We start from the raw sequence: 20,416 nt of genomic DNA on the forward strand, positions 1-20,416 counted from the left end.
TATAACAAGTCGCAGCAGTACGCGGCCGATGGCCGCCGGACGTCCTTTACGTGGCTCCTTGGTCGCCACTCCAAGGTCGCCGCTGTGCTTAGCGTTAAATGACAAAGGAGAAATGATGCACGAAGATATAGTCTGTAAGCAATTAGAAAAGTTAGTTGATGAAATCAACGCTTCTAACTCTAACTACAAAATAAAATTCAATAGGCAAGTCAAGCAAACCAAAAATATGAGCTTGTCAGGGGCAAATGGCCGTCTCGGTGTACAGCCATCAAGTGTTGGCTATGATATTTCTCTTTCTGGTAAGTCTATCCAAAAACAGATGTATTCATTTATGAAAGAGCTTTGTAATAAAGAGTGTGATGGCTACAAACAGCTAAACACAAAACTTGGTAAAAAAGACCAACCATACTGGCGTGTATCTGATTTCTCGGTTGTAAAAAAAGCAGCTTATAATTATGCAACAACTTCAGAATAAAAAGCATTTAACAAGTTTAGGCAAAGGACTGGCAAACCTGTCACTTAAATTGCTTTCGCAATTACGTGCCAGCTCCGCCAGCCCATGCTAAAGGCGTTATACGCAAAATAATGAATAGTGAACTACGTTCAAAATTAATTAAAGTAGCTCTAGAGTGGCAAGATCGTTATGGGGTTGCACCACAAATAACAACACCACTATCAGAATATGATGCTGCCATGTTAGTAGGTATGCCAGAGCAAGAGTACTCAGATTTCATGCAGGACATTACTGCCGTTAACAGAGGCTCTGATTTTGTTTATAAAAACATTAGGTACCAAGTCAAAGGCAACCGACCAAGTGGCAAGCCTGGCAGTAAAGTAACAATGGTACCAAAGGCCACAAACTACGAATGGGACAAACTAATATGGGTGCTATACGACAAATATTATGTAATTCTAGAGGCATGGCTATGGGACGTAGAAGAATATAAAGAAAAGTTTCACAGCATTAAGCGTTTATCTCCAAACCATTACCGTGAGGGTAAGCAGCTTGCTTAAAAATGCGTATAACAAGTCGTTCAAAAATGACCGCCAAAAAGCGGCGGCATTTTAACTCAAACGTTATATTTTTTGAGAGAGGCGTTTTATAAATGGATGATGCAGAGATTGTCTCAACTGAAATCTGCAAAGAGCTGTTCGAGTCATATCTCCCGCATAGAGTGAGTATTCCGAGCTGATATGTACATGTTCATCTAACAAAATTGCTTGAATAAAGGAGAGAGAAAAATGAAAAAAATTATTTTTTTGGCTCTTCTGATGCTTCCATTACAGTCATTTTCAGCAGAAAGTGAAGCATTAATTTCTCTGCTCAAAACATCGCCGGAAAAAATTCAACAAGCCTCAGAAAACCTCAAAGAATTAGAGACACTGAAAAAACCTGGCATTATCAACGCAACTCCTGACCTTATCGCCGATTACAATCATATTTACATTGCAAAAAAGCAGGTACCAGTATTGAGCGGGACCTTCCTGGCCTTAGATCATGAATATTTAGATAACTATATCGGGTGTTGTGTGAATCCAGGTGTTGCCGTCGTTCTTCATATGGAAAAGGAGGGGGCTGATTTATCAGCAGTAGACCAGTTTGCAAAGGAAAATGTTTGTACGATTACGCCTTTTGAACAGTCTCCAATGATTAAGGAAGTGGAAGAGGCTATCTTTCATAATTTCAAAAAAGAAAACATAGTGGTGTTTTCCTGTAAGTTACGAGATCGTATTAAGGACTCGACGGAGTCAACAAAGTGATTAGCTAATTCCATCACCACCAATACTCAATGTTGGCTGTGTTGCCAATTGGGTTGAACTGGGGTTAACCGTGATTAAAGCAGATAAGGAATTTGCTTATACGCTTTGGAACGGAGTGTTTTTTAGAAGTAACAAAATTTTGCCTTAATAAACGGAGAACTCGCAGTGATTAAGCAAGTGGGTAATACAAAAATCAAAGAAAGACATAAACTGACATGTCATTGTGGAGAGGTTGAATTATTGCTGCATCTTCCAGATGGAATTGTAAATCCGAGACGGTGTAACTGCTCATTGTGCAGAAGGAAAGGAGCGATTGTTAGCACTGTGCAATTGGATGGCTTAGAAGTGATCAAAGGAGCAGAAATGCTCAAGCTCTATCAATTTAATACGATGGTAGCGAAACATTATTTCTGTTCAAACTGTGGTATTTATACCCATCATAATCCTCGTTCTAACCCTTTAGAATACGGTTATAACATAGGTTGTTTGGAAGGTGTCAATCCTTTTGAACTGGGTGTTGTGCCCACCTCCGATGGTATAAATCACCCTTTAGATCAATAAACAAAACAATCACTTATTACCCAAAAATCTAAACGCTCATTATAAATAAGTTAAGAGTGCCTATACTTAATTTAGAGTGTAAGTGTCTGTTTTAAATGTGAAATGTTAAAGGGGAACTTCTGCCAAATTATTTGGCAGAGGTTTTTTACTGCTTAAATCTAACTAAATTCACCTACCTCTTATGCTTCAATCTTTTCAAGATTTTCGCTGAGGTGCCGCCATTACTCATATATAACTATTTTCACATTTAATTTAAGGGCTGCCATCATGGCCAAATGGTCACTTCGAAATAAACTATTACTCATCACCATCAGTATATTGATCTTCTCTCAAGGATTGATAACCCTCGTTGGGGTCTTTTCGATGAAACATGCGAGTGATGATGCCAGTGAAACTGTAAAAAGTTACTTGAAGAAAGAGGTGTCAAATTACCTGGAAGTATCAGCTGAAAATGCGGCTATCAGTGTGTCCTCTTATCTCAATCGTTCTTTCGATATTCCAATTACCTTGGCTAAAATACTAGAGGAAAGCACCGGAAGTCCGAATGATTTAGTATTTACTCGCGATCAGATAAAACAGATGATGGGCAGTGCGCTGGAAAGTAATAAACATATCAGTGCCTTATACACACAATTTGAGCTTATAGTTATGACCAAATGGACGAGTTTTACATCGGACGCGGCGATCACACGACGAGTATAGGAACGTTAGAGATTTACTGGGTAAGGGAGGGTGAAAAACTCGTTTACTACCCTGTAGAAGATCCTAACGAAAAATACCTGGATGAAAAAGATGAGTTTGGTCAACGTGAGTCTGAGTGGTATCTGTGCAGTCATGATACCGGTAAAAATTGTACGATTGAGCCTTACCTCTATGAAATTGAACCGGGCAAGCAAGAGTTAATGACCACCCTCACAGCCCCCGTTATAAAAAATAATCAATTCAAAGGCTTAGTTGGTATAGACATTAATTTGCCTGTTATTCAAAAGCGTATGCAGAAAATCGCTGAATCCCTTTATGATGGCGTCGGTCAGGTACATTTACTGAGTGCGGGTCATCGTCTTATTGCTAGCTCCAAATTTAATGAAAAGTTAACCCGTCCATTAGCTGAAGCTGATGAATCGCTGGCTGAAGCTGTGGTTGGTTTGACCGAAATGAAAGAGTTGGAATTGAATAACGATATTGTCGTTTCTGTACCGGTGAAGATTAATGCTTCAGATACTAATTGGCAGCTAGTGCTAACTGTGCCAGAAGCGGCAGCAATGGCTGGTCAATATGCTTTAACAAAAGAGCTTGATGAAGGTAAAAACACCACGTTAGGTTTGATGATTATATTTGGTGTGATTGCTTCTGTTGTATCGATGTTCCTCATTGTCTGGCTCGTTCGTACTATCGTGACGCCAATGAATGATATGCGCGATAAAATTTTCAATCTTGCCTCGAATGAGGGTGATCTAACGCAACAATTACATATCGAACACCATAAAGAGTTGATTGATATTGCTACAGGCTTTAACGCCTTTACAGAAAAGTTACGAGACATGATTAAAAAGCTGCAACAGCAATCTACTGCTATGCAGCACCATGCTGATTTATTAGAAGAAAATGCACAAGCAGCAGCCTTGTCGATAGAACATCAACGTAAGGAAACTGATAGTGTCGCGACTCCAATGGAAGAAATGTCGACAGCGAGTAACGAGGTGACACAGCTTGCTAATAGCAGTGCTCAAGAAGCCGATGCCGCTCATAACTTCCTAAAAGTAACGCAAACAAACTTTGAGCGAAATGTACGTGAGATACAAACTGTTGCTAAAGACATGGAAACAGTCAGTGATCGTATCTATCAAGTATCAGCTCGAAGTGTTGATATTAATAGCATTTTAGAAACAATTGGCGGTATTGCTGAACAAACTAACTTGCTAGCATTGAATGCTGCAATTGAAGCGGCTCGTGCGGGTGAGCAGGGCAGAGGCTTTGGGTTGTAGCTGATGAAGTACGTAAGCTGGCTGCCAGTACGCAAGAGTCTACGGCTGAAATTAATGGATTGATTGAAGCACTTCAGAATGATGTCAAAACAACAGTTGAGCAAATTGATGTAGACAGAGAACGAGTGACTAAGGCATCAGTAGAAACAACAGAAAGTTACGAGCAACTTGTCGACGTCGCTAATCGTATTATGGCCATTGCCAATAACACAACCATGGTAGCGACAGCGGCGGAAGAACAAAGCCAGGTGAGTAAAGAAATCAACCGTAATATCGCTGGTATCGGTGATGCTGCCAGTGAACTCAGCAATCAGTCAGATATGGTGAATAAGATTAGCCATGATCTACATGATGTTGCTTTGGCACTGAATGAGCAGCTGTCTAAATTGAAGTCATAATAATGACCCGACCGGCGCTGGTGAGTGGCGGTCGGGTTTTTTTCTACTGACTTGGTGTGTTCGCTAAGTTAAATGATTAGTCATATCAGAAAGGTCGGAATCAGTATGATTAGAGCGTTCAAGTTTCTATTGATTTTGACCATTAAATTTCATAACACTTCTCTAAAAAGAACGGCATAATATTGCAGGCCTGAATCTGTTCCAGGCCCTGACTTACAAGTCATTTCGCATTTAACCATTGGAACATCGAATGAAACGCATTGGATGGTTGCTTTGCATTTTATATAGTTCGAACGCACTGTCCGCAGGCGAAGTTGAAATCCCCTTACTGGCTGAAACCTCACATCTCCAGTCCGCGATAAGTCGTGTGCTTGAATTTGATGAAAATGGCAAAGCAACACTAGGTGAGGACCCGTGCAACCGGGTTGATTTATCCGATATGAAAGTGGCAACAGCCGATACTCAACTGTCAGTGGATATGGCAGTGGCAGCTACTACAGGTGTCCGCGTATTTGGCACTTGTCGTGGATTGACGCCATGGCAGGGCCGTCTGGCATTAAAACTGACGCCACAGGTGACGCAATCAGGTCTGGCTATAGAGTTTGTGCCTGCAGCAATTGAATTGTCTCGCTCAGATAATAGCCCCGGTATTTTGAGTAAACCGGTGCAGTTGATTGCAGATGCCGTACTGCTACCAAGAATGAAACGGGTGAAAATTGATCTTGCCGGGCCACTGAATGAGATTGATGGATTAATTGAGCAACTGCTGGGGCCGAATAAAACGCAAGGTATTGAACAATCCCTGGTGCAACGGACACATATTGCTCGGCTGCAGACTGAAGAAACTGGTGTCAGAGCCTGGTTGGCTTTTCAGGTTCGCGCTTCTGTACCTGGTAATGAAGCACCTGAGCCGGTTTTTGATGCCAACGAAGCAGCACAATGGCAAACGCTGGAAGATGAGTTTGATGGCTTTCTGACAACCATCATTTCGACCTTGGCAGAGTCAACCAATTCTCATGATTTACGAATGGAATTACTCGCCATCTTGCTCGATGCGAGATATGCCATTGCCGAGGCGTTAACGGTCGATAATTCTGAGTCAGATCCCGTTCGAGAGCTATTCTTAACGACATGGGAGCGATTGCGACCACTGATGAACCAACTGGAAGGCATGGAAACGCCCGGCCTGGAAGTGGATTATCGACTTGCTGCATTTATTGCTGGTGGCGATGCACTTCGAGCACTTGATGCCCTTGGGCCTGAATATGGTTTAGAAATGTCACGTGACGGATTACGTAGACTCGCCCGTTTGTTACTGGCTGGAGCAGCGCCTCCAAGTTTTACACCGCTACCTTTGGAGATAGATCCGACGTTTCGTGATTTGTTTGGCTTTAATAACAACGATGAGATCACCTCAGCAACGACTGAGTTAACACGACATGTCATTGATAGTTTTGGTTTGTTAGGAACTTGGCTGTTGCCGGCAGCTAATGCAGCAACCATTGCTCCTGCCGAGGCCTTAAAGGGCCTGGTTCCACAACGGGATAATCTCAATGATTACCTTGAACTGGTCGACAGCTTGCTGCAAGAGCAATCCAGCGAGTGGCTATCTGAGAATAAGAAGATGCCAGCCAGATTGGCCGAGCGGCTCAATCCTTTAGTTCGGGCTACAGCATGGAAAGAATCCTGCTGGCGGCAGTTTGTTGGCTCGAGTAAAGATCCTAAAGTGCTACGTTCGCCGGTGGGTGCAGTCGGTATGATGCAGATTAATGGTCGGGTATGGCGAAAAGTCTATGATCTTGACCGCCTCGTTGATGAAGTTGACTACAATGTAAATGCAGGCATCGATATCCTGACGCATTACATGATTGATTATGCGATCCGACGTGGTGAGCATGAGCAACCGGGCGGGGATGACAACTTGATCAAAGCAAGCTATGCCGCATATAACGGCGGGCCAGGACAGTTGGCACGATATCGTCTGGATAACACACCTGCCAGATTGAAGGCCATCGATAATACATTCTGGAGCTACTACACCAGCTTCAACTCAGGTGAATTACCGGATATCTCAAGTTGTTACGTGGTCGGTAACTAACGGCAAGATAACCCTCCGGTTAGTTGTCATAATCAATACGCTCAGAAATTGTCGTTTTAACTTCCTCACAAACACTTCTCTAAAACAGATCATAAGTAATAAGATGATTAACAAGTAAAGCTTAGGATGCTTCTGGCATGCAGCCCGTAACTAAAATTATGTGTATATAAGGAGAACTTGTGGCATTTTCTGAGCTAGAAAAACAGGCATTGTTGTCTGTAAAAGGTGTTGGTCCTACTGTTATTAAAAGATTTGAAGAAATTGGTATCAATACGCTTTCTGAGTTAGCCACTTATCAGGCAGCAGATATCGCAGAAATGGTGGCCTCAATGTTACGGACAAGCTGTTGGAAAAATAGCCCGCAAGCCAAAGCGGCTATCGAGGCTGCTATTACCAGGGCAAAACAAGGATTGTAGTGAAAGTTTGTACTGTAGGTGATAGGCAGTATTTCAAATTTATTAGCAGCAGTCGCCGTAGAGCCTTAACTTATATCGCTTATGGTGTGCTGTAGGCTGTGTGATAATGGACATTCCATCAGTGAGGTGATCACTGCCCTCATTGGCGCAGGTTTAAGAATCGAGATATTCTCTGAGCATCCATACAGTCCGTATAACTGCTTTGAAGATCTGCAGTATGTCCCTGACTTAGGCTATCAGATGCTATATAGAGAGCAGCAGGCACTGTTATTGTTTTCAATAAAAGCACGAAAAATGGTTTAAAAGTCTTCAAGTTGAGTGAGTTATCATTTACATAAGCTGTAACGGATGATTCATGTTAACGCCAGTCACTACTATGATAATTTCACACTAAATATGCCAAGATGTTTATTTAATGCAGATTATTGATTGTTTATTTTTAATCCATTGATTGGTAGTCATATTTTTTTCTAACTGATTGAACATTGAAAAACGGCTATGAAACCCAGCGGTATAAGCTCTGATTTATATTGGTGCATAAGGAGTATTGAGTGCACTGTTTTGAAATATTTTGTTTCCAATTGGGGCGGTATAGATTGAGACTGACTCATTAAAACGAATATGAATTCCTGGAAATTCTGCATATATATAATGATCGGTATCAGAATTTTGAATCCTCGAATTATCGGCACAAGTTCACTCAGCCTTATCGCTAAATACTTGTTATGATCCACGACTTTTATTGGATGAAAAAATGGCTTCTTCCCCTTATGTAACTGCTGAAGGCTACGCAGAGCTGAATCAAGAACTCACTGCACGTTGGGCGCGACGCCGTGATGTGGTGAAAGCGCTATCAGCTGCAGCGGCGGAAGGGGATCGTTCTGAGAATGCTGAATATATCTATCGTAAAAAAGAGTTACGTGAGATCGACCGCCGTATTCGTTATCTGCAAAAACGACTGCCTGATTTAAAAGTGGTGGATCAGGCGCCTGATAATCAATCACATATTTTTTTCGCTGCCTGGGTGACTGTTGAAACAGAAGAGGGAGATGAGAAAGAATATCGCATTGTTGGGCCGGACGAGATTGATGCATCAAAAGGTTATATCAGCATTGATTCACCACTAGCACGTAAGTTACTCGGTAAGACAATAGATGATGAAGTAGTCATAGAAGTGGCTGGCCAGAAAAAAGTGTATTTCGTATTAGCAATACGTTATTAGTTCTAAGACGTTGTTTCCCAACATCTGATTTCATTATCTGTTTCAAAGGTTAATTTTTCTTGCATCTGCTATTTTTTAACAATATGATACGATATATCATAAATTAAGAGGCGCTTATGAAAGACAATATTGCGATTGCCTGTTCAGGATTGTGTTTAGTGCATTGTGTTGTTACACCCATAGTGATGGGCTTAGCAGCATTAGGGGCTGTTAGTGCGTGGTTGGACTCCCCCTGGATTCATCAATTGATGTTAGTACCCGTCATATTATTAGCGCTGCTGAGTCTACCGTTTGCTTATATCAAACATGGCAATCATGTACCGATGATTATGGTGGTGCTTGGAATTAGTGCAATGGTCTCAACCTTTTTCTTACCAGAACATTATGAGTTCTGGATCACAATTCCAGCAGCACTCGTCATTATGAGTGGTCATTTCTGGAATCGACAGTTAATCGCCAAAACAGCCTTGGTGATGGAGCCCAGTAATGGATGAAAAAACACTATTGGCAATGGATGAAGCTGATTATATGAATGATGAGCAGTTAGCTTTTTTTGATGCCAGATTAATTGAGTTAAGGCAACAAACGCTGGATGAAATTGAGGCATCAAAGCAGGAAATTAATTACGGCAGAGTGAGCGATGTATCTGATCGGGCGACTTTAGAGGAAGAGGCCCAGATAGCCCTAAGGTTAGCCGATCGAAAACGTCAGCTTATTCCTAAAATTGATAAAGCCAGACAGCGAATACGTCAGGGAGAGTACGGCTACTGTTTAGAAAGTGGCGACCCCATCGGTTTAGAGCGTTTATTGATTAGACCCACCGCTGAATACAGTACGGATATCAAGAATATAAATGAAAAAAGAGAACGACGTTATGAAGACAAACGATAATCGCCTGCCTGTGACAGTATTGTCCGGTTTTCTCGGCGCAGGGAAGACGACGGTACTCAACCACATTCTAAATAATCGTGAAGGCAGAAAAGTTGCGGTTATTGTGAATGATATGAGCGAAATTAATATTGATGCTCAGCAACTCAATAACGAAGTTGATTTTAATCGCGCAGAAGAAAAACTGGTTGAAATGAGCAATGGCTGCATTTGTTGTACCTTGCGTGAGGATTTGCTGATCGAAGTCAAGCGTCTGGCTGATGAAGGCCGCTTTGATTATCTGGTGATTGAATCAACGGGTATTTCTGAACCCTTGCCTGTGGCTGAAACATTTACATTTGCTGATGAAGATGGCGAGAGTTTATCGACGATTGCTCGTTTAGATACCATGGTTACCGTGGTCGATGCGGTAAATTTTCTGAAAGATTTTCGTGAAGCTGAGCTGCTGAAAGATAGAGGCGAGCACCTTGGTGATGAGGATATGCGGAGTGTTGCAGATCTTTTGATAGAGCAGGTGGAGTTTTGCGATGTCATTCTTATCAGCAAAACAGACCTTTGCAGCATAGGGGATCTGCATGAATTGATTTCAATACTGAGAAGTTTGAATACACAGGCGGATATCTTCCCACTGAAACACGGACAAGTGGAGCTCGATAAAGTACTTGCAACGCATAAGTTTGATTTTGATAAAGCTTCACAAGCACCTGGTTGGCTGCAGGAAGTCAGGGGAGAACATGTGCCGGAAACTGAAGAATATGGCATCAGCAGTTTTTCATACACAGCCCGTAAGCCTTTTCATCCTGAGAAGTTTTATGAGTTCCTGCACCAGGATTGGCCTGACGGTAAGTTAATTCGCTCTAAAGGCTATTTCTGGTTGGCGACTCGTCCACAATTTGCTGGTCACTGGAGTCAAGCTGGTGGCATCGCTCATCATGGTTTTGCTGGCATGTTCTGGAAAGCAGTTCCTGAAGATCGCTGGCCACAAGATGAAGCATCGAGAGAGGTCATCATGGAGCACTGGCAAGAACCTTTTGGAGATATGCGTCAGGAGCTGGTGTTTATCGGTCAGAACTTGAATGAATCGATGATAAGACAGCAATTAGATGCGTGTTTGTTAAGTGATGATGAATTGCTGGCTGGCAAGTCTATGTGGCAGACCTTACCCGATCCATTTCCAGAGTGGCAGATGCAATGACAGCGTTAAAAAGACAAGAAATATATTTTACTGATAACATTAAATATGCATCTGAACTATCTGATTTGTCAGATATATATTGTGATAATGTTAATCTGGCTTTATGGCGCAGAAACTTAAGCTCGGCATTGCACAATGATGTTAAAGGACTACTTAATACACATTCAAGTTTTGCACTGAGAGCAGTTTTAAAACCCAGCGAAGTGAAAGAATGGTTACGGGGTTCACTAAAGCAACAGGCTTTTACTGCACTGGAAAATGATATGACATTTCTGGCAGAAGTCTTTGCTGATTTGTTTGATTTAACGCATGTCGGTTTACGACTGGAATTGTTAAATAAAACCATGTGTCCACGTTTTCATGTCGATAAATTATCATGTCGCCTGGTCACGACCTATTCAGGGAAAACGACTGAGTGGTTAACGGAGGATAATGTTAATCGCAATAAGCTCGGTAGTGGCGCCAACGGACTGCCTGATGAGTCTTCGGGGATTTATCTGAATAAAGAAATGATTCAAACGGCAACTGAGGGCGATGTGTTATTGATGAAAGGGCAAGGTTGGCCTGAATCTGTTATCGATGGACTCGTTCATCGCTCACCATCAGCCACTCCAGGTGAGCGACGTTTATTGTTAGGGATCGATTTTGCATAGCGTTCTAAATGAAAGGAAATCTATAGGATAAGTTCTTATACGGATAGGTTAACGTTTAAAATTCCGTTATCATCAACAATTCATCGAACTAATAGCGAGTGATGATCGCGGAAGCCTGAAGTGAATTTATGGATACACAGAAAGCAATTAATCAAGCTGAAAGAAGTTGTATAGAGCATGGAGGTAAATTGACGCCTAAGCGGAAATTTGTGCTTGAGTTGTTATTAGAGAACAATCAACCACAATCTGCTTATGAAATTGCTGACTTGTATCAACGTAAATCAGGTGAAAAAATTCCGGCAATGTCTATCTACAGAATGCTGGAGTTCCTTATTGAGCAAGGCTTAGTACATAAGCTGGCCTCGACCAATAAATTTTTGGCTTGCTCTCACATTACATGCTCACATAAACATGAAACGCCGCAGTTTTTAATTTGTGATAACTGTCAGTCAGTTAGTGAAGTGGGGGTGGATACCAGACTGGTAGAAGCCCTAGAAAAAAGCATCAAACAAAATCATTTTCAATTAAATAGTCCGCAGCTTGAATTACATGGACTATGCAAGGATTGTCAGAACAAATAAATCCAATCCGTATAGAAACGGGTTTCATTTCTTATCGATATTGATATGATATATCGAAATTATGCAATTGATTCTCATTAATAATTAGTGCGGGGAACGCCTAAACTCATGTTAGAAGTTAGCAAGCTGAACAAATTTTATGGGCAAAACCATGCTGTTGATGATTTAAATTTTACGGTAGCTTCAGGGGAAATATTATGTCTTCTGGGTGCTAATGGTGCAGGAAAAACAACTACTCTTAATATGTTACTAGGGTTTATAAAACCAGATTCTGGTCATGCCGTTCTGGATGGTGTTGATATGTATCATCAGCGGGCTGATTGTCGTGAGCAGATGATGTATATCCCGGAGAATGTTCATCTCTATCCCAGTTTTACCGCAGTAGAAAATATCACCTACCTCGCAGAGCTTGCTGGTGTGAAAGTCATAGAATCAGATATCAAGGATGTGCTCATCAGAACGGGCATAACTGAAACACAATTAGTACGAAAGGTAGGTGGTTTTTCAAAAGGCATGAGGCAAAAAGTCGCTATTGCGTTTGCGCTGCTCAAACATGCCAAGCTGGTATTGATGGACGAACCTACATCAGGTTTAGATCCTGTGGCTACCCAAGAATTTATCGAGGTGGTGAAGACTATCAAAGAACGCGGTACAGCCGTTTTGATTGTGACTCACGATCTTTTATGTGCACATCAACTAGCGGATCAGATCGGGATTATGAGTCATGGGCAGTTAAAACAACTCATAAAAAACGATGGTTTGACGCTACCTAATCTAACTGAACAATATTTTAATCAATTTTCAGCTTAAGGATGAAAGTGTGAAAAAAAACCTAATTACTAGCCTTATTCTATCGGCAATCTTTCCTACTGGCGTCTTAGCTGATGATAAAACATCGGCGACTATTTCCCCAATGATCGTTGTTGGCGATGCTCCCGATTATAGTGATCTTAATTTAGCAGGTTCTGTTGATAGCATTTCACGTGATGAGTTAGCTGAGAGTCACATTAACAATACGATGGAATTATTCAGTAAGGTGCCAGGCGTGTATTTCGCTCGTTACAATCAAGGCATTATTAATACTGATATTGGTATTAGGGGGTTTGCTGCTGAAGGTTCATCGCCACATGCTAAATTACTGATTGATGGTATACCAACTAATTTACACAATGGTTATAGTGAAATGGATCAGCTGTTTCCAGGCGATATCAGTAATATTACTGTGTTCAAAGGCACTAGTGATCCACGTTACGGTTTGTTTAATGTTGCTGGTAACTACAACATCGAAACACGCTCTGATTTAGGTCGTGAAATACAAGTTACTGCAGGCAGTTATAACGCTCGTGAAGTTCAAGCTTATGCGGGAGAACAAACTGGAAAATTAAGACACAACTATTTCTTTGGTTACCGTCAATCTGATGGTTATCGAGACAATTTTGAGTTGGATAAATACTCAGTATCAGGTCGTTGGTTTTATGATTTTTCAGACGATACTTCCTTGGGTTTGATTGTTCGTGCCTCAGATTATGATGCCGATGCGCCTGGCTATTTAACTCAAGACGAGGCCAGAAAACACCCAACCCGTTCAGCAAGCTATGCGAGACAGGATGGTGGCGATAAAAATACACAATCTTATAGCTTACATTTTGATCATGCTTTTTCAGATAATGTGGATTGGTCTCTAAAATCCTACTTTAATCATTATGAAAGGGAACGTTGGGTCAGGTTCACAGAGAGCCGCTCATTACAAAATCGTTATGATGATCAAGATCATTATGGTGTTATCTCTACTCTTAACTGGCAGTTAAATCCTGACTGGACATTGAACTGGGGCGTCAATATAGAGAAACAGAAGGTGACCGAACAAAGGTTTGGTACTGTGAATAATGTTCGACAACGAGATCGCTCAAATGTACTCAGAGATTACGAGTTCGATTTTATTAACTATGGTAGTTATCTTGAGTTAGCGAATACCCCAGTAGATTGGTTTGCCTGGAATGTGGCCCTTCGAGCTGATCGATTCAGTGGTGATGGTAAATTCACATCCGACACAAATACGGCACAAACGAAACAAGATATTTATGATTTTGGCACTATCATGCAGCCAAAATTAAACCTGTTCTTTTATCCTTCAGATACGGTCACCGTATTTGCAAACTACGGCAGAAGCTTTCAAGCACCAACCAGTGCTGCAGCCTATACCGCAGGTAATCGCTCAGAACGTGATGTTTCACTGAATGATGGCTGGGAAGTGGGTAGTAAATGGTTGCCTGTAGATAATCTGGAGCTGCGTTTATCCTATTGGCAACAGAAAGCCAGTGATGAATATGTCACCATTGATAATACATCACAAAATGTTGGCGAAACTATGCGTAAAGGTGTCGACTTTGGCTTTAATTGGGGAGTAACGGAGCTAGTAACTCTGTGGGGTAATTTCACTACTGCAGATTCAGAAATCCGAACAGAGGGTGATGATAAGGGGAATGAATTACGTAGTATTCCTTCTTACACTGCGTCGATGGGGGTTAGTTATCAGGTAACGCCAGCGGTTACCTGGAGAGTTCATTATGATGCCCAGGCTAGTGCTTACGTAAATGAAGCGAATGAAGGGGGGAGATACGGTAAGTTTAACTTGGTTAATACCAGTGTTGATTACGATACCGGCTGGGGAACTATCAATCTGCAAGTGAACAATTTGTTCAACGAATATTATGAATATGTTTATGACAACTCACAGAATGGCTCCGACATTATCTATTCTCCTGGAGATGGAATTAATGGATCTGTTTCTGTGCTGTATCGTTTCTAACGGGTGTAAGTATGCTTTTTTCTATAGCCCGTCACGAACTTGTAGAGCAATGGCGTCATAAAACATTAAAAATTTTACTGCCATTGCTAATTTCTCTCACTGTACTAGTGGCTGTCAGCCACTGGCAGCAACAGCAGGACTATATTGCGGTCCAGCAACAATGGCAGCAAACCAATAATGAAAAATGGGAAGCTCAGCCTGATCGGCATCCTCATCGTGCTGCTCATTATGGGGCCATGCTGTTTCGCATCATTTCACCACTGAGTTTTATTGATGCTGGTGTTAATCCATTTGTTGGTAATGTGTTGTTTCTGGAAGCTCACCGGCAAAACAGCAGCCAGTTTAAACAATATCTGAGTAGCCACAGTTATATGCAGCTGGGCTATTTATCAGGTTCGACCTTGATATTAGTGGTGTGGCCTTTGGTATTGATTGCTCTGGCATATAAGAGTATCAGCGGTGAGCGTCAGCAGGGCACGCTGCGTCAGATTATTTCTCTAGGTGTGAGTTTCAGGCAAATGATCCTCGGTAAGGCGCTGGCATTTTTGTTTATTTCCTTACTTTTTCTGGCATTGGTGTTTTCGATAGCAGCCATCTTTTTGGTAATGGCTGGAGTTGAAGCCGATGTCTATGCACGCTTTTTTATGTTATTTGTATTGTATTTTCTGTATTGCGTGATATGGGGCAGTCTCATCCTTTTCGTTTCAACACTGTCTCGTGCTAATAATCAAAGCCTCTCAACGTCTTTATTGTTGTGGTTAGTGATGGTTATTGTTTTACCTAAACTGGCCTATGCCGCTGCTGAGTGGCGGTATCCATTACCAGATAAAGCCGTGTTTGATATTCAAACAGCACAAGCCGTTGCCAAAGTCGGTGATTCACATGATCCAGATGATCCTTATTTCAACGATTTTCGCCAGCAAACATTAAAAAAATACGGTGTTGATCGTGTTGAAGATTTGCCGGTGAACTGGAAGGGCTTGTTGATGCAAGAAGGGGAGCGTATTACCAGTGAAGTATTTGAAAAACAATATGGGCAGCTTTTAGATCAGATAGCTAAGCAAAATGCCTGGGTGTCACGCTGGTCATTGTTATCACCTTTTTTAGTGACTAGTCGATTATCTAATTTGCTTAGTGCGACCAGTTATCAGCAAATTCGCCAATATGAAGAAGCAGCAGAAGACTATCGCTATAACTTAATCCAGTCATTGAATGATTTACATATCAATGAAGTGGATATGGATCATGATAATAGTGAACAACGGATCTCAAAATCTCATTGGTCTGAGCTTGCAGAGTTTAACTATCAGCCTGCTAAGTTAAATGAGGAATGGACATTCATGTCATCGTCAGCTGCCATGATTGGACTGTGGTTAATGGGATTATTGGCCGCGATTATGGCTATTAGACCGAAGGTGACGCTGTCATGAGTCTGTTTTCATTTGAACTTAAACTGTTTTGGGCGAATCGGCTGAATAAATGGTTGTTATTGACTTACCTTGTTGCTGGCGTGATTGCCATCGGTTTAACTGAGACAAAAATCGAACGTGAACTTGAGCAGTATCAGTTTGCTCAAGCGCATTATCAGGATGATATTGAGCATTACCGTGAGCAGTACGATAAAGATCAACTTCTTCCTGGCTATATGGGCTATTTCCTGTTCCACCCTGTGTCGCAAACGCCACATGCCTGGTCAGCCATTTTCCGGGGGGAACGTGATGAGTCTGCTAACCATCTGCGAGTGAGGTTATTAGGGCTGCAAGGTCAGGTCAATGCTTCGGCGACAGGTAATGTCGATGCTCAACGTTTTGGACAGTTTGACTTGTCTTTCCTCTGGTTATATCTGATGCCATTACTGATTGCGGCAATGAGTATTAATGTTTTAGCCGATGAGAAAAACACCGGGCGTTGGCCAATGCTAGTCGCTCAAGTACCTAAGGGAACACGGTTAATATTCAGAAAAATGGCGGTACCGGCTTTGATGGTGCTGATCGTCAATGTGCTTTTGTTAGTTATCGCCACAGTGCTCACTTCAATTACGCTTGATAGCAATTGGTTTGGCGTATTAGCTCAGATTATGTTGTATCAGCTGTGCTGGTGGTTAATTTGTGGCTGGATCGTATTTTTGAATAAAGAAGCCAGTTTCAATTATCTGTCGTTTATTAGTATCTGGCTGGTCTTTACCTTTGTAGTGCCCGGCTTAGCTTACCTGTATCAGATTCAACAACAGGATGCTGGCAAAGATGCTGCCATCGTATTTGAACAGCGTCAGTATATGAACGATAGCTGGGATAAGGATAAAAAAGCCGATTTTGCTGCGTATCTCGCTATGTTTCCACAATGGAAACCTACTGCACCGCTAGGTGATGAATTTGATTGGCGTTGGTATTACGGTCAACAACAAATGAGCGATGTAGTCGTAGCTGACTTAGTTAACCAACGAAATCAGACACAGTTAGCAAGTTACCAACGAGGTCAGGCCTTTTCGTGGTTATCGCCCGTCATGAGTCTGCAATATGGTTTTAATCGTTTAGCAAATGCAGATATGCTGGCTAAGATCGATTTCAAACAGCAGATTGAACAGTATCATCAAAAAATACGTGATTTCTTCTGGTCAATTTATTTTCCTGACAAAACCTTCGAAGAAGCTGATTTTGATCGAATTCCGACGTTTAATTACACCAGCAATATCGGATCAGGTTTATGGCAAAGCCTGCTGAAATTACTGGTGATGAGCGCTGTGTTTGCTATGTTGATGTGGCGTCAGCTACGCCGTTTTCATGAGCACTAAACCACTGAGAAGCGTACCGACCAATATTATTACCGGCTTTTTGGGCGTGGGTAAAACCACGTCCATTAACCATTTACTGGCAAACAAGCCAGAGTCTGAACGTTGGGCTGTATTAGTGAATGAATTTGGCCAAGTAGGGCTTGATAAAACATTACTTGAAGCTGAGTCAGCGTCGTCAGGTTTAATCATTAAGGAAGTGCCAGGCGGCTGTATGTGTTGTACTGCTGGCTTGCCTGTAACGGTGGCATTAAACCAAATTTTACGTGAAGTAAAACCGGACAGGTTATTGATTGAACCCAGTGGGCTGGGGCATCCCAAAGAAATATTGGAGATACTTTCTGGTCAGCAATATCAGAACTGGATTGAGTTAGGCGCGACTATCACCTTGGTGGATGCCCGTCATTTCAATGATGAACGTTACACCACTCATGACATTTTTTTGCAGCAATTACAGGTCGCTGACCTGATTGTTGTTAATAAATACGATAAGCAAAAACCAGCTGACTTGATTCAGATGAAAACAGTTTTTTCCCAAGATGAATTGCATGCCACCCCGATAGAGATGACGAAATGGGGACAATTGTCCTTGTCATGGCTGGACAGGCCGTCTTTATTTAAACGTCCCATCTGGCAAAAAGTCGTTGAGCCAAAGCAGGTTCAGAATGACAGTCAAACAGACACTGAAAATGGCATTGTGATCTATGAACACCAAGATGATGGTTGGCAAAGTCTTGGTTTTCGTTTCGATAGTTTTTATCAGTTTAATGAATCTGCACTATTAGACTTTTGTCGAGAATTGAACGCTGATCGATTGAAGGCTGTTGTCAGCACTCAATTGGGTAGCCTTTTTATCAATCAGGTGAATAAAGAACTTAATTCTAGTCAGAGCGAGGCAGCTTTGATGGAAAGCCGGATTGAATTTATCAGTACGACATCGTTTTCATCAGAGGCAGTCCATGCTGGATTATTGGACTGCCTCATCAAGCACCAGTGAGGTCTCTTATGTATTCATGTATAAAAAATGCCCGTGCCTATGATCCTGTTCAAAACTGGAATGGCGAGATTCGTGATATCTGGTTTAAAGATGACCGAATTTGTGACATACCTGCTATAGATCAACAGCAAAAAGCGACCATTTATGATGTGAATGGTGACGTTGTGATGGCGGGGGGGATTGATATACATAGCCATATTGCGGGTGGCAATGTGAATACAGCCCGATTATTACTGCCTGAGCAGCATCGTAATCATTTGATGCGACAAGCGGCTACACCTTTTTCCAATGCACATTGGTCTTCGTTTGAAACCGGTTATAAATATACTGAGATGGGCTATAGCCTGGTGGTGGAACCTGCCATGCTGCCGGTGAATGCCCCACAAGTGCATGCAGAGTTTGCAGATATTCCCATTATTGATACCGCTGCTTTAGCCATTCTGGGCAGTGATGATTTATTGGTGAATTTAATCCGACAGGGTGCCAGTCAATCACAAATTAATGATTATGTGGCCTGGACGCTGTATAAAACAAAAGCTTTGGGATTAAAGGTAATTAACGCCGGTGGCTCTCAGGCCTTTAAGCTAGGCGCTGAGACCTTTAATCTGGATGATGAGCTGAGTGATTACGGTATTTCATCACGTCAGTTATTACAAACCCTGCAAACTGCAGCTGTGCAGACTGGTTTACCGCATCCAGTTCATGTTCATTGTAATAACTTAGGTACGCCAGGCAATATTCAGACGATTGTCGATACCATGGAAGCTGCACAAGGTCTGCCGATGCATCTGGCACATGTGCAGTTTTATGGCTATGGCAATGAAGGTAAATTCGGTTTTTCTTCAGCCGCTGCTCAGTTGATGGCTGCGTTTAATCGTTATCCCAATATCACCATGGATGTAGGGCAGGTGTTATTCGGCCAAACCGTGACCTTATCAGGTGATGTGATGGCTCAGTTTGCCCGCCGAGGCGATGCCACTCCAAAGAAATGGCATGTCTGGCATGCCGAGAATGAGGGGAGTGGCGGTATTGTGCCTTATCAATACAAACAAACCAGTTTTGTGAATGGCTTGCAATGGGCAATTGGTCTGGAAATCTTTTTATTATCAGAAGATCCATGGCGATTGTTTTTTACCACTGATCACCCTAATGGCGCGCCATTCACGCGTTATCCTGACTTATTACATTTACTGATGAGTTATGAATATCGAATGGCCTGTCTGGAAAATCTGCATCCTGAAATTACTGAGATGACCTTATTAAAAGATCTGAAAAAAGAATTCAGCCTGTATGAAATAGCCATTATGACGCGAGCTGCTCCAACAAGATTATTGGGGCAAAAAGATAGAGGCTCATTGGAAAACGGGGCGAAGGCAGATATTGCGATTTATCGAGATCAGGAAGATAAAGCGGCGATGTTCCGTCATGCTGAAAAAGTGTTTAAGAACGGTGAGCTTGTACTTAATGATGGTCGGGTAACACAACGCACAAAAGGCAGCACTGTTACAGCTTCTGTAGGTTTTAACCAGGAGATTGAAGAGACGGTGCAAGATTACTTTGATCGTTTTTACACCATGAAACTGAGCCACTATGGCATCACTGATGCCTTTATGGATGAACAGCATAGGGATTATTTAGCCACTAAAGTGGCAGGACAATACTCCGCTTGAAATCAGTAATTAAGGGCATGGTAAAAGCCATGCCCTTTGACAAGGTCAATTAGAAGTCTAAACGCAATCCGTCAAAAACAGTTCCTGGTGCACCGACAGAGACACGATAGATGCCGCCTGAGGCTGTGTAATATTCCTCATCAGTGATAGTTTCACACCTAAATCGACTCTTAAAGTTGAACTAGCAATAGCCAGGAAGTAATACCCAATAAAGGTGTCACGAACGGGCTTTTTCATGCTATCCAATAAGGCGTTTTAACTGTCAAACAACAGGCTATAAGGATATTAGTTATAACTACTTTAGGGGCTGATCCAGATAATACTTAAAAAGGTATTATCTGAGCATGAGAAAAAGCCGATTGAGCTGGTACAAGCAACAGCGATTAATTGAGTT

The 20,416-nt window shown here is 41.9% G+C and carries 19 protein-coding genes and 1 pseudogene; all 20 read left to right on the top strand.

Annotation, left to right across the window (positions count from 1 at the left end):
• The first annotated feature begins 28 nt into the window (after positions 1-28).
• The 20 genes and pseudogenes from BM232_RS10800 (at position 29) to BM232_RS10910 (ending at position 20,022) form a co-directional block, all read left to right on the top strand.
• Positions 29-475: a histidine kinase gene (locus BM232_RS10800; protein WP_143092281.1), complete on the top strand. Its 447-nt coding sequence runs from the start codon at positions 29-31 to the stop codon at positions 473-475.
• A 110-nt stretch (positions 476-585) separates the two neighbouring features.
• Complete coding sequence (locus tag BM232_RS10805) at positions 586-1,014, top strand: hypothetical protein (RefSeq protein ID WP_091714529.1); 429 nt, start codon at positions 586-588, stop codon at positions 1,012-1,014.
• A gap of 228 nt (positions 1,015-1,242) precedes the next feature.
• On the top strand, positions 1,243-1,761 hold the full coding sequence (locus tag BM232_RS10810; RefSeq protein ID WP_091714531.1) for a hypothetical protein: 519 nt from the start codon (positions 1,243-1,245) through the stop codon (positions 1,759-1,761).
• Between the two features lie 165 nt (positions 1,762-1,926).
• Positions 1,927-2,322, top strand: coding sequence for a GFA family protein (locus BM232_RS10815; RefSeq protein ID WP_091714533.1), 396 nt, complete (start codon positions 1,927-1,929; stop codon positions 2,320-2,322).
• A 267-nt stretch (positions 2,323-2,589) separates the two neighbouring features.
• The gene (locus BM232_RS10820) at positions 2,590-3,024 is read left to right on the top strand and encodes a hypothetical protein (RefSeq protein WP_143092282.1); all 435 of its coding nucleotides are present in this window, start codon (positions 2,590-2,592) and stop codon (positions 3,022-3,024) included.
• Positions 2,979-4,705 (top strand): annotated as a pseudogene (locus BM232_RS15275) (methyl-accepting chemotaxis protein). The gene BM232_RS10820 and the pseudogene BM232_RS15275 overlap by 46 nt, the downstream one beginning before the upstream one ends.
• Before the next feature lie 250 nt (positions 4,706-4,955).
• The gene (locus BM232_RS10835) at positions 4,956-6,803 is read left to right on the top strand and encodes a lytic transglycosylase domain-containing protein (RefSeq protein WP_091714543.1); all 1,848 of its coding nucleotides are present in this window, start codon (positions 4,956-4,958) and stop codon (positions 6,801-6,803) included.
• 179 nt (positions 6,804-6,982) lie between these two features.
• Complete coding sequence (locus tag BM232_RS10840) at positions 6,983-7,219, top strand: hypothetical protein (protein ID WP_091714545.1); 237 nt, start codon at positions 6,983-6,985, stop codon at positions 7,217-7,219.
• 754 nt (positions 7,220-7,973) lie between these two features.
• Positions 7,974-8,441: a transcription elongation factor GreB gene (greB, locus tag BM232_RS10855; protein ID WP_091714550.1), complete on the top strand. Its 468-nt coding sequence runs from the start codon at positions 7,974-7,976 to the stop codon at positions 8,439-8,441.
• Positions 8,442-8,557: 116 nt separating this feature from the next.
• Positions 8,558-8,935, top strand: a complete 378-nt coding sequence (locus tag BM232_RS10860; RefSeq protein WP_091714552.1) for a MerC domain-containing protein — start codon at positions 8,558-8,560, stop codon at positions 8,933-8,935.
• A complete protein-coding gene (locus tag BM232_RS10865) occupies positions 8,928-9,332 on the top strand; it encodes a TraR/DksA family transcriptional regulator (RefSeq protein ID WP_091714553.1) in 405 nt (134 codons plus the stop codon). Before BM232_RS10860 ends, BM232_RS10865 begins: the two co-directional genes overlap by 8 nt.
• On the top strand, positions 9,316-10,524 hold the full coding sequence (zigA, locus tag BM232_RS10870; RefSeq protein ID WP_091714554.1) for a zinc metallochaperone GTPase ZigA: 1,209 nt from the start codon (positions 9,316-9,318) through the stop codon (positions 10,522-10,524). Before BM232_RS10865 ends, zigA begins: the two co-directional genes overlap by 17 nt.
• The gene (locus BM232_RS10875; RefSeq protein ID WP_091714557.1) at positions 10,521-11,177 is read left to right on the top strand and encodes a DUF1826 domain-containing protein; all 657 of its coding nucleotides are present in this window, start codon (positions 10,521-10,523) and stop codon (positions 11,175-11,177) included. The genes zigA and BM232_RS10875 overlap by 4 nt, the downstream gene beginning before the upstream one ends.
• A gap of 128 nt (positions 11,178-11,305) precedes the next feature.
• A complete protein-coding gene (locus tag BM232_RS10880; RefSeq protein ID WP_091714559.1) occupies positions 11,306-11,758 on the top strand; it encodes a Fur family transcriptional regulator in 453 nt (150 codons plus the stop codon).
• Between the two features lie 108 nt (positions 11,759-11,866).
• Positions 11,867-12,568 carry an ABC transporter ATP-binding protein gene (locus BM232_RS10885; protein ID WP_091714561.1) on the top strand — a complete coding sequence of 234 codons (702 nt, stop codon included), beginning with the start codon at positions 11,867-11,869 and terminating at the stop codon, positions 12,566-12,568.
• A 10-nt stretch (positions 12,569-12,578) separates the two neighbouring features.
• The gene (locus BM232_RS10890) at positions 12,579-14,567 is read left to right on the top strand and encodes a TonB-dependent receptor (RefSeq protein WP_177207310.1); all 1,989 of its coding nucleotides are present in this window, start codon (positions 12,579-12,581) and stop codon (positions 14,565-14,567) included.
• Between the two features lie 11 nt (positions 14,568-14,578).
• Positions 14,579-15,997, top strand: a complete 1,419-nt coding sequence (locus tag BM232_RS10895; RefSeq protein ID WP_091714564.1) for an ABC transporter permease — start codon at positions 14,579-14,581, stop codon at positions 15,995-15,997.
• On the top strand, positions 15,994-17,358 hold the full coding sequence (locus tag BM232_RS10900) for a DUF3526 domain-containing protein (protein WP_091714567.1): 1,365 nt from the start codon (positions 15,994-15,996) through the stop codon (positions 17,356-17,358). The genes BM232_RS10895 and BM232_RS10900 overlap by 4 nt, the downstream gene beginning before the upstream one ends.
• Complete coding sequence (locus BM232_RS10905) at positions 17,348-18,352, top strand: CobW family GTP-binding protein (RefSeq protein ID WP_091714569.1); 1,005 nt, start codon at positions 17,348-17,350, stop codon at positions 18,350-18,352. The genes BM232_RS10900 and BM232_RS10905 overlap by 11 nt, the downstream gene beginning before the upstream one ends.
• 8 nt (positions 18,353-18,360) lie before the next feature.
• Positions 18,361-20,022, top strand: coding sequence for a formylmethanofuran dehydrogenase subunit A (locus tag BM232_RS10910; protein WP_091714571.1), 1,662 nt, complete (start codon positions 18,361-18,363; stop codon positions 20,020-20,022).
• The last annotated feature ends 394 nt before the right edge of the window (positions 20,023-20,416 follow it).

The organism is Methylophaga sulfidovorans, from assembly GCF_900114205.1.
GTDB classification, from domain to species: Bacteria; Pseudomonadota; Gammaproteobacteria; order Nitrosococcales; family Methylophagaceae; genus Methylophaga; species Methylophaga sulfidovorans.